Annotated in this window: 8 protein-coding genes and 1 pseudogene; 3 read left to right on the top strand and 6 right to left on the bottom strand. The window is 71.0% G+C overall.

Going from position 1 to position 8545, the window contains the following annotated elements:
* Positions 1 to 448: 448 nt before the first annotated feature.
* The gene (locus ACGFYU_RS29200) at positions 449 to 1639 is read right to left on the bottom strand and encodes a tyrosine-type recombinase/integrase (RefSeq protein WP_393830287.1); all 1191 of its coding nucleotides are present in this window, start codon (positions 1637 to 1639) and stop codon (positions 449 to 451) included.
* A 548-nt stretch (positions 1640 to 2187) separates the two neighbouring features.
* Between ACGFYU_RS29200 and ACGFYU_RS29205 the strand changes: the two are divergent.
* Positions 2188 to 2544: pseudogene (locus ACGFYU_RS29205) on the top strand (hypothetical protein); the annotation flags it as partial.
* Positions 2545 to 3027: 483 nt separating this feature from the next.
* On the opposite strand, the gene ACGFYU_RS29210 reads toward ACGFYU_RS29205, so the two are convergent.
* Together ACGFYU_RS29210 and ACGFYU_RS29215 are read right to left on the bottom strand one after the other, a co-directional pair.
* Positions 3028 to 3549, bottom strand: a complete 522-nt coding sequence (locus ACGFYU_RS29210; RefSeq protein WP_393830288.1) for an NAD(P)/FAD-dependent oxidoreductase — start codon at positions 3547 to 3549, stop codon at positions 3028 to 3030.
* 23 nt (positions 3550 to 3572) lie between these two features.
* Positions 3573 to 4235 (bottom strand): NAD(P)/FAD-dependent oxidoreductase, encoded by a 663-nt coding sequence (locus ACGFYU_RS29215; protein ID WP_393830289.1) that lies wholly within the window; start codon positions 4233 to 4235, stop codon positions 3573 to 3575.
* A 400-nt stretch (positions 4236 to 4635) separates the two neighbouring features.
* Here ACGFYU_RS29215 and ACGFYU_RS29220 point away from each other — a divergent pair, with 400 nt between their 5' ends.
* Both ACGFYU_RS29220 and ACGFYU_RS29225 read left to right on the top strand, forming a co-directional pair.
* The gene (locus ACGFYU_RS29220; protein ID WP_393830290.1) at positions 4636 to 5031 is read left to right on the top strand and encodes a carboxymuconolactone decarboxylase family protein; all 396 of its coding nucleotides are present in this window, start codon (positions 4636 to 4638) and stop codon (positions 5029 to 5031) included.
* A 3-nt stretch (positions 5032 to 5034) separates the two neighbouring features.
* Positions 5035 to 5262, top strand: coding sequence for a hypothetical protein (locus ACGFYU_RS29225; RefSeq protein WP_393830291.1), 228 nt, complete (start codon positions 5035 to 5037; stop codon positions 5260 to 5262).
* Positions 5263 to 5558: 296 nt separating this feature from the next.
* Here ACGFYU_RS29225 and ACGFYU_RS29230 read toward each other — a convergent pair whose 3' ends face one another.
* The 3 genes from ACGFYU_RS29230 to ACGFYU_RS29240 form a co-directional block, all read right to left on the bottom strand.
* Positions 5559 to 5888, bottom strand: coding sequence for a TfoX/Sxy family protein (locus ACGFYU_RS29230; RefSeq protein ID WP_393830292.1), 330 nt, complete (start codon positions 5886 to 5888; stop codon positions 5559 to 5561).
* A gap of 127 nt (positions 5889 to 6015) precedes the next feature.
* Positions 6016 to 7539: a flotillin family protein gene (locus ACGFYU_RS29235; protein ID WP_393830293.1), complete on the bottom strand. Its 1524-nt coding sequence runs from the start codon at positions 7537 to 7539 to the stop codon at positions 6016 to 6018.
* Positions 7540 to 7577: 38 nt separating this feature from the next.
* Positions 7578 to 8093 carry an NfeD family protein gene (locus tag ACGFYU_RS29240; protein WP_393830294.1) on the bottom strand — a complete coding sequence of 172 codons (516 nt, stop codon included), beginning with the start codon at positions 8091 to 8093 and terminating at the stop codon, positions 7578 to 7580.
* Between the last annotated feature and the right edge of the window lie 452 nt (positions 8094 to 8545).

Here is an 8545-nt window from a genome sequence, read left to right on the forward strand (position 1 = left end):
CATGACCTCAGCCTCGCACGGGCCCCGGGCCGCTACCAGCGCTTGGCCCGGGCGCGCGCGTCTACCCATACGGGAGGGATGGGGACGGCGTGGCGGGGGCCCTGGTGGCCGGGGACCGTGTAGGCCAGGTTGAGTATGGTCCGCCGGATACTGCAGCGGTCCGGTACGCGCAGGCTGACGCCGGCCCGCTGCGGCGGCACCCAGAACGCCCTGCACTCCGCAGACAGGTGGAGCACGGGGCCGCTCGCTCCCTGTGCCCATGCCCGCCGAAGGGCGACAGCCTGATGCGGCGCACATTCGGCATCCCGAGGCAGTAGCTCACGAGCGTGCCCCCGCCCTTAAATAGCACCACATGTCCTGATTGTGGGCCTGGCGTTGGGGGTCAAGGGGTCGCAGGTTCAAATCCTGTCGTCCCGACCATGCTTTTAGCAGGTCGGAGGCCGTTCTCTCACTCGTGGGAAGGCGGCCTTTCGTGCGTCCGGGGCCATGGTGGTCGCAATGTGGTCGCACGTCCGGTCCGTGGCCGGTCGGCGGTAGCGCTGAAGGTCGGCGGCACGGGGGAGCGGAGTCGGCGGACAACCTCGCGGAGCCGGTGGATGTGGTCGCGTGGTGGTCGCAGCCACGCCGTACGGCCCGTTTCGTGGTTGGCCTTCTCGGCTCCGGTGAGCGTGTGGCCGATGGTGTCGACGGCTTCGCGGGCCGCCTGTTGGGTGAGGTGGCTGTAGATGTTGGCGGTGGTCGACAGGGTGGAGTGCCGCAGGGTCTTGGATACCACGGTCAGCGGCACGCCGGCGGTGATGGTGATGGTGGCGGCCAGGTGGCGCAGGTCGTGGACCGTGACCCTGGGGACGTCGGCTTCCTCGGACAGCCGGTGGAGCCGGTCGAGTACCAGGTGTGGTCCGAGCGGGCGGCCGTCGGGCCGGCAGAAGACCAGCCCGGCGAATGGGTCGTTGGGATCTCCGCGGGTTCGGGGTGCTGATAGCGCCCTGCGGCGAAGTGCGGTGGTGACGCGGGGTGAGATGGCCACCCAGCCGCGGCTGGAGCGGGTCTTCGGTGTGGTGATGACGAGATGGTTGTTGTCGATGGCGGAGAGCGTGCAGCGGACATAGAGCACGCCCTGGTCGAGGTGGACGTCGTCCCAGTGCAGGCCGAAGGCTTCGCCCTTGCGCATGCCGGTGCCGATGAGGAACTCGAACAGGTCGGCCATCTCGGGGTCGGCCCGGTGGCAGTGGTCGAGGAAGCGGGCAGCCTCCTCCGTCGTCCAGATGCGCCGTTCCGGCGAGGGCGGTCGTCGTAGGACCGGGGGACGGGCCGGGTTGTGGGGGAGTCGGTGTTGCCGGACGGCGTCGCCCAGGGCGCTTGAGAGGGTGGCCAGGCACCGGTACAGGGTGGTGCGGCCACGGCCGGCGGCGAGCTGGCAGGTGACGTAGGCCGAGGTGTGCCGGTGGGCGAGCTGGTCGAGCTTGAGGGTGCCGAACGCGGGGATGAGGTCGTTGCGGACGTAGTCGCGGTACCGGGCCATCGTGGTGGGTTTCAGGACGAGGGCCTTCGCGGTGAGCCACGCGTTGAGGTAGGCGGCGACGGTCTGGTTCGGGTCGGCGTCGAATCCGCCGGCCTCGCCCTCGAGGAACCGCCGCAATGCTTCTTCGGCTGAGTCCTGGCTGACGAAGCCGCTCCGGCGTACCGTCGTCCGGCGATGGTCCGGGGCAGGGACATCAACGGCGAAGGCCCAGCATCCGTGCGTGCTGTCGGTGACCAGGTGAGGACAGCAAGCCCCGATCTGGTGACGGTGGGTGTCCCGGCAGCCACAACGGCGGTAGATACGGCCGCGGCCGGCGTTGGCACGCATGGGGATGGCCTCCGGGAGGTGGAGGGAAGTGAATACCTCCAGCCTGCGAGGACAGGCGACCACCGCACCGCTCACGAGCGCCGTGACCAGCCGGTTTCCCTTGATACCGCGCCAAGGGACGGGTTTCCGGAGATCACGAGGGGGCCTTCGTCTGCCCTGGTGCACCGCCTGTACCGTTGCTGACCAGCGCAGATGTCCGTTCCGCTCATGCAGGACGAGCGGAGACCGGCAGGGGGCTTTCAGTGAGTGACAGCAGCGAGCAGCTGCACGCTGTCCGCTTGCGTCTGGTGTCTTCGAATCCCGGGAGCGGTTCAGGGCAGTGCGGGTCTGGGCCCGGCGCTGCCCGCGCCCGGCGCGACCGCGCCGAGCTGTACGCGGACGGCGGCCGGACCGTACGCCTGGGACGGCACCGCTTCGCCGTCAACGCCCAGCCCCTCGACCTCACCCTGGTTCCGCAGGGCGACGGGCTGGGCTTCGCCCTGACCGGCACCGACTACCGCTCCCCGGTCACCGACCCGGAGTTCACGGCCACCCGTCCCTACTGGGGCCGCACGCTGGCCTCCGGGAACGCCGAGGTCTACCGCTCCGAGTACCTCGCCGTACGCCTCCTCACCGAGCACGGACCCGACGCCCTGGCCGGGGCCGTCCTGTCCGCCCTCGTGCGCCGCGCCGCCGAAGCCGCGTACGACGAAGGCCGCGCGTGGGGCACCTGATTCCCAAGAGGCTGTCGCACAAACCTTCCGCCGTCCGGACTGCGTTGGACCACCGGGGCATGCATCAGAGCTTCCTCACATGCGATCGAGACCAACTGCTGGTGGAAGCCTGCAGTCCCTGACCAACGCGACTGGCTACCCGAGGACCACCTCGCCCGGTTCGTGATCGAGGCGATCGAGCGACTCCACCTCGAGCCCTTCCGCGGCGCCCATCCGCTCCGACGGGCACGGCCGGGGCTGCCCGCGAGCCGAAGACGATTCTCACCCTGCTCGCTACTCCTGCTGCGTTGGGTCCTCGACCCCTGGATCAGCGGAGGCCTGTGCCGCGCACGCCGAGGGCCGGCAGCAACTGCGTCGACCGCGTCGCGGTACGGGCCGAGGGCGGCGACCCCGGCGCGGACATGTGGATGGAGCAGCCCGCGAAGTGAGGGTTGCCTGTCCCTCCGCGGGGTGCGGACCGGCGGCTCAGCCCGCCGAGGGGGCCAAGGCCGGGTCGGAGAAGAACGCCGAAGGAACGGTTACCCCGGCGATCACCTGGGCGAACCCGTCCATCGTCTCCTGCCGCTGCGCGATGGCGCCGAACAGCTGCTGCATTTCCGGGGTGGGCGGGTCGAGGTTGGCGAAGTCGGCGGTGAACTCGTACATCTCCTGGACCCGCGCGTCGCGGGCCTCCTGGTAGCTCCGCATGGCGTCCTCGAAGGGGAGTTGTCCGGTGAGGGCCTCGTCGACGGCCCGGGCGCACAGCTCCGCGTCCTGGAAGGCGTCCTGGATGCCCTGCGCGGTGATGAAGTCCTTGAGGTAGCCGGCGTCCCCGACCAGGGCCCAGCCCGGTCCGTACGGTGTGCGGAAGTAGTTCGGGACGGCGGTCCCGACGAGCCGCTCCACGCGGGTGGCCGAGGCGGTCCGTTCGGCGAGGGAGGGCGCCAGAGCGATGGTGGCCAGGTACTCCGCCTCGGCGTCGGCCCGGTGCGCCTCGGCTTCGCGCATCGGCCAGCTGCAGATGAGCAGGGTCAGGTCGTTGTTGGTGGGCCACCCGCGAACGCCCGGTCGGGCCGCAGGAAGGCCTCGAAGTGCTCGAACCCGAGGCCTGACCAGTACGTGTAATAGCTGGTCTGCAGTTTCGGTTTCTCGGCGTACGACGCGGCTCCGACGGCCCGCGCGACGAACGAGTGGGCGCCGTCCGCGCCGATCACCACCCGGGCGCGCTCCGTCACCTGCGGGCCGTCGTGTTCGCGGCCCCTGATCCCGGTCACGACGCCGTCCGCACCCTGGCCGTCGGTCACCAACTCCTCGACGGAGAACGCCTCCCGTACCTCGGCGCCCGCTTCCGAGGCGGCATCCACGAGGATCTTGTCCAGGACGGTGCGGCGCGGTGCGTATGAGCCGGGGAACCCGTACCCGGCCGGGGAGCCCGCCAGGGAGACCGGTCCCAGGTCGAAGGCGTAGGTGGCGATCTCCGGCAGGCCGCCGGCGGTCACGCGGCTCAGCAGGCCCCAGCGGTCCAGGGCGGCAAGGCCCGGCGGGTGGATCAGGTGCGTGGAGACGGTGTCGCTCGGGAAGCGGGCGCGGTCCACCAGAAGCACCCGGTGGCCCCGGCGGGCCAGCAGCATCGCGGTCGGTGCCCCCGCGTAGCGCGCCCCGACGACGATGGCGTCGTAGTTCTTGTCCGTCATGGCCTCACCTGCCGGTCGCTGTTCTTCCACGCTATCCGCGGCCCCCGGTCTGCGCGCCCGGGAGAAAGGTGCCCGTGGTGTCGGCCGACTGTGCGGACGGGGCCCGATGTGTCCGGCGGCCGCGCGGCCGGCGGGCTCCCGGCCGTGCATCAGGTGTCATGGGACGATCACCGTCCGTGCCGCGTGTCCGCGTGGGCCGGCCTCCGTCCGTCGCCGGAGGGGGCGAAGATGCGTAGGCTTGAGATGAGGGCCCGCCGGTGCCAGAGGGCGCCCTCCGCCGGAGCAGTGGCATGTGGTCGCAACGGCGGTCCGAGCCCGCGGATGACCGGTGCCGACACGCTCGCGGTCGGCGCGGGCGAGCCCGGTCGGGCACGCGGAGCCTTCGGAGGAGGCTGTCGTCATGACGACCACGGTCAGTCGCGCCGATGTCGAAGCGGACATCAAGGAAACCCTGGGCCTGGTGCCGCACTTCTTCCAGAGCATTCCCACCGAGCTGCTCGGCCCGGAGTGGGAGATCTTCAAGCGGATCGAACTCGGCGAAACCCTGATCCCGAACAAGTACAAGGAGCTGATCGGCGTCGGGCTGCACGCCGAGACCAAGTGCCGGTACTGCAGCCTCTTCCACACCGAGGCCGCCAAGCTCTTCGGTGCCACGGACGAGGAGATCCAGGAAGCCGTGCACTACGCGAAGGCGAGTCTGGGCTGGAGTGCCTACATCAACGGCATGCAGGAGGACTACGATCAGTTCGCCGCCGAGCTGGGCCAGGTTGTCGAATACGTCCGTTCCAAGGGCTGACCGATGCTGCTGGAGAGGCTGCGCCCGGCGGTACTCCGGGGCACGTTCCACGTGTACGAACTGTCCGCGCTGGTCACGGCTGCCCGCTACGTCGTGGAGTCCGCTCCGGCCGACGTACCGGCAGAGTCGCTGGACCACCTCCGCCAGCTGCTCGACGATTACGACCGGCAGGTGCAGGACCTGCCGGCCGCAGCAGCCGAGCCGACAGAAGGCAGCCCCGCGGCACCGTGAAGGGCAGTCACGACCGGTTGGCCGGGCACCCGGGTGGTCCGCGCCGGTGGGGGCAAGGGGTCGCAGGTTCAAATCCTCTTGTCCCGACCGTGCTTTCAGCAGGTCGGAGGCCGTTCTCTCACTAGTGGGAGGGCGGCCTTTGGTGCGTCCGGGCCTGCTACCACCCTGGGAGCCGTGAGAACGGGAGAGCTGGCGCGGGGCATTGCCGGAGAGCGGCGTGACGGCGACAGCTGCGCGGCGCCCGGAGAAGGAGCCCGGCAGCGCCCAATACGCTGCTGGAGCGGCGAGTACCGACTTCACTTGGGCGGGAGAGTGTCGGTGAAGGCCGTCGCCGTCGTGATCCAGTGGTCGAGAACGGTGTCCTCCGCCAGGGCGGGGCCGCCGACCGTCACCCAGCCGCGCATCGGGCGTCCGGTGAAGTCCATGGGACGGGCCTCGGGGCGGGCGAGGGCCTGCTCGGCCTGCTCAGGGCCCACCCGGGCGATGAGTTCGTCGCCGACCACGCCCACGGTCATGTTGCCGTGCAGCAGGAAGGCGAGGCCGCCGAACATCCGCTTCTCGGCGACGTCGGGCCGCTCGCCGAGCTGTTCCCGGATCCGCTGGGCCAGCCCTTCGTCGTACGTCACGGGATCCATTGTCGGAGAGCGGCCCGCTCGGCACACCTCGGACACGGGCGGGGCCCCGCTCCCGTGCCTCCATCGGCCGTGAGACCCGCCCGGTCGTGGCGGGCCTCACGGCGAGCTGCCCGAGGGGTCAGCCGGCGATCTCGATCTTCCCGTTGGGCGCGGTCGTCTCCGGGGCTGCGGGCGACGCCGGGCCGGTGAGCCCCTTGAGGAGCTGGGTGAGGTCGACGCCGGTGGTGGAACTGAGGAGTTCCATGCCCTGGGCGACGTTGTCGGTGACGGTGCGGGAGAGCTTGCTCGCGCCGTCGGTGGAGATGACGGTCATCTTGTCGATGGCGGCGAGCGGTTCCGCTGCCTTGGCGACGACCTGGGGGAGGACCTCGACCAGCATCTGGAGGACGGCGGCGTCGCCGTAGCGCTCGAAGGCCTCGGCCTTCTTGTTCATCGCTTCGGCCTCGGCCGCGCCCTTCGCCGAGATCGACGCGGCCTCCGCGTCTCCCTCCAGCTGGACCGCCTGGGCGATCGCGGCGCGCCGGGCCCGCTCGGCCTCACCGCGCTTGGCGCCCTCGATGGCCTCGGCCTCGGCGAGGGCCTGTCGGCGCTGCTTCTCGCCCTCACCGGTCAGGCGGGCGCGCTCGGCCTCGGCCTGGGCGGCGGCGATCGCGGCGAGGCGCTCGGCCTCGGCCTGCTTGACCCGGGCCACCCGCTTGGCCTCCGCCTCCTGCTCGGCCTCGTAGCGCCGGGCGTCGGCGGGCTTGCGGACCTGGGTGTCGAGCTGTCGGTCGGTCAGGGCGGCCTGGCGCTCGGCGACCTTCTCCTGTTCGGTGAGGATCTGCTGCTGGCGGTCCGCCTCGGCCAGCGGGCCCGCCGCGTTGGCCTGGGCGGCTGCCGCGTCGGTCTCGGCCTTGATCTCGGCCTGGCGGAGGTACAGCGTGCGTTCCGCGACGGCTATCTCCTCTTCCGCCTTCAGCCGGGCCTGCTCGGCGGTCCGGCGGGCGTTGGCCTCCGCGATGTCGGCCTCCTGCTTGGCGCGGGCAGCCTCGGGCCGGCCGAGGTCCTCCAGGTAGGAACCTTCGGTGGTGATGTCCTGGATCTGGAAGGCGTCCAGGACGAGCCCCTGGCCGGACAGGCTCGCCTCGGCTTCCTCCGCGACCTGCCCGGCGAAGGCGGCGCGGTCGCGGATGATGTCCTCCACCGACATGCGGCCGACGATGGCGCGCAGCGCACCGGAGAGGACCTCCTGGGTGAACCCGACGATGCCGTCCTGCTGCTGGAGGAAGCGCTGGGCGGCGGCGCGGATGGCGTCCTCGGTGCCGCCGACCTTGACGATCGCGACGCCTTCGAGGTTGGCCTTGATACCGCGCAGGGTGACCGCGCCGCGGACGGCGACGGGGATGTGGCGGCTGGACAGGTCGAGGGTGAAGCGCTGCTGCACGAAGGGGACGACGAACACCCCGCCGCCCACCACGACCTTCTGTCCGCTGTTGTCGGTGACGACCTGACCGGTCGCGGGGTCGGTGGACCTCTTGCCGCGGCGGCCCGTGATGATGAACGCCTCGCTGGGGCCGGCGACTTTGTAGCGGGTGACGACGGCCAGGGCGAGCAGGACGAGGAGGACGACCACCCCCACGACGGCGGTGACGACAGGACTCATGGCACAACTCCCGTAGAGCAGGTGGAAGAAAGGATTCGTCAGCGCTCGACGGCCCGGACGGTGACCGAGGTGGACGACGGAACGGCCGTCACCCACACCTCGGCGCCACGAGGCAGTGCGGCGCCTTCGCTGGCCGCGGCGTACTTGACCGGCTGGCCGCCGAGCCTCAGCAGGACCTCGCCGTAACGACCGCCCGCCGGAATGGCGGTGACCACGGTTCCGGAAGACCCCACGAGGTCGCCCCGGCGCGGGGCATCACCGCTGCGGTCCCGGAGAAGGGCGCGGCTGAGCCGGTAGGTCGCCCAGCCGGCCCCCGTACCGGCGAGCAGTCCGGCGGTGGTCGCCGCTCCCGGCCCGAGTCCGGTGGACCCGAGCACGATCGCCCCCGTGAAGCCGAGCATCGAGACGAAACCCGCGATCACCGGGAGCGACAGCCACCCGTCGAGCAGTCCGTCCAGGGCGCCGTCGAATATCCCCTCCAGCACCCCGTCGAACACCAGCGAGCAGAGCAGCAGGACGATCCCCGCGATGCCGAGACCCAGAAACAAGCCCATGAGCACCTCCCCTGTCAGACCGGTGATCTCGCCGGACAACCGCATGGTGCCACCGCGCGCGCCCCGCGCACATTGCCTGCCACCGGCAATCTTTACGTGCCTTTGACGCACGCGGCGCACCCGCGATGGCGGGGGAGCTGGCCTCTCCTCAGAACGCCTGAGTCGGCCCCGCCCCGCCTGGCCGAGGCAGTCGGGCGCGCCGCGAGAGCCTGCCCACCTCGGCCATCGACGGGGCTTCGACCCGCCAGGGGGGCGACGAGCGCGGCCCGGCGCCGTCGGTCACGGCGCCTGCGAATCCCCCCTTGCCCGGCTAGGACAGATGTCCTGGGGTTCTGGCATTCCGCCTAGGACAGTCGTCCTAGTACTCCAGTGGCGGTTCGCTATCTGGCCTGGTCGAAGGGTTCGCTCGGAGTGTAGGGGCGGGGTGGTGGGCCCGGCTGGAACTCAGCAGA

The sequence above is a fragment of the Streptomyces sp. NPDC048337 genome (genome assembly GCF_043201175.1).
In the GTDB taxonomy this organism is placed as follows: domain Bacteria; phylum Actinomycetota; class Actinomycetes; order Streptomycetales; family Streptomycetaceae; genus Streptomyces.

Coding starts and splice junctions, on each gene's coding strand:
- ACGFYU_RS29235 (WP_393830293.1), bottom strand. CDS start 7,539: ATGAGTCCTGTCGTCACCGCCGTCGTGGGGGTGGTCGTCCTCCTCGTC.
- ACGFYU_RS29210 (WP_393830288.1), bottom strand. CDS start 3,549: ATGCGCGAAGCCGAGGCGCACCGGGCCGACGCCGAGGCGGAGTACCTG.
- ACGFYU_RS29215 (WP_393830289.1), bottom strand. CDS start 4,235: ATGACGGACAAGAACTACGACGCCATCGTCGTCGGGGCGCGCTACGCG.
- ACGFYU_RS29220 (WP_393830290.1), top strand. CDS start 4,636: ATGACGACCACGGTCAGTCGCGCCGATGTCGAAGCGGACATCAAGGAA.
- ACGFYU_RS29240 (WP_393830294.1), bottom strand. CDS start 8,093: ATGGGCTTGTTTCTGGGTCTCGGCATCGCGGGGATCGTCCTGCTGCTC.
- ACGFYU_RS29225 (WP_393830291.1), top strand. CDS start 5,035: ATGCTGCTGGAGAGGCTGCGCCCGGCGGTACTCCGGGGCACGTTCCAC.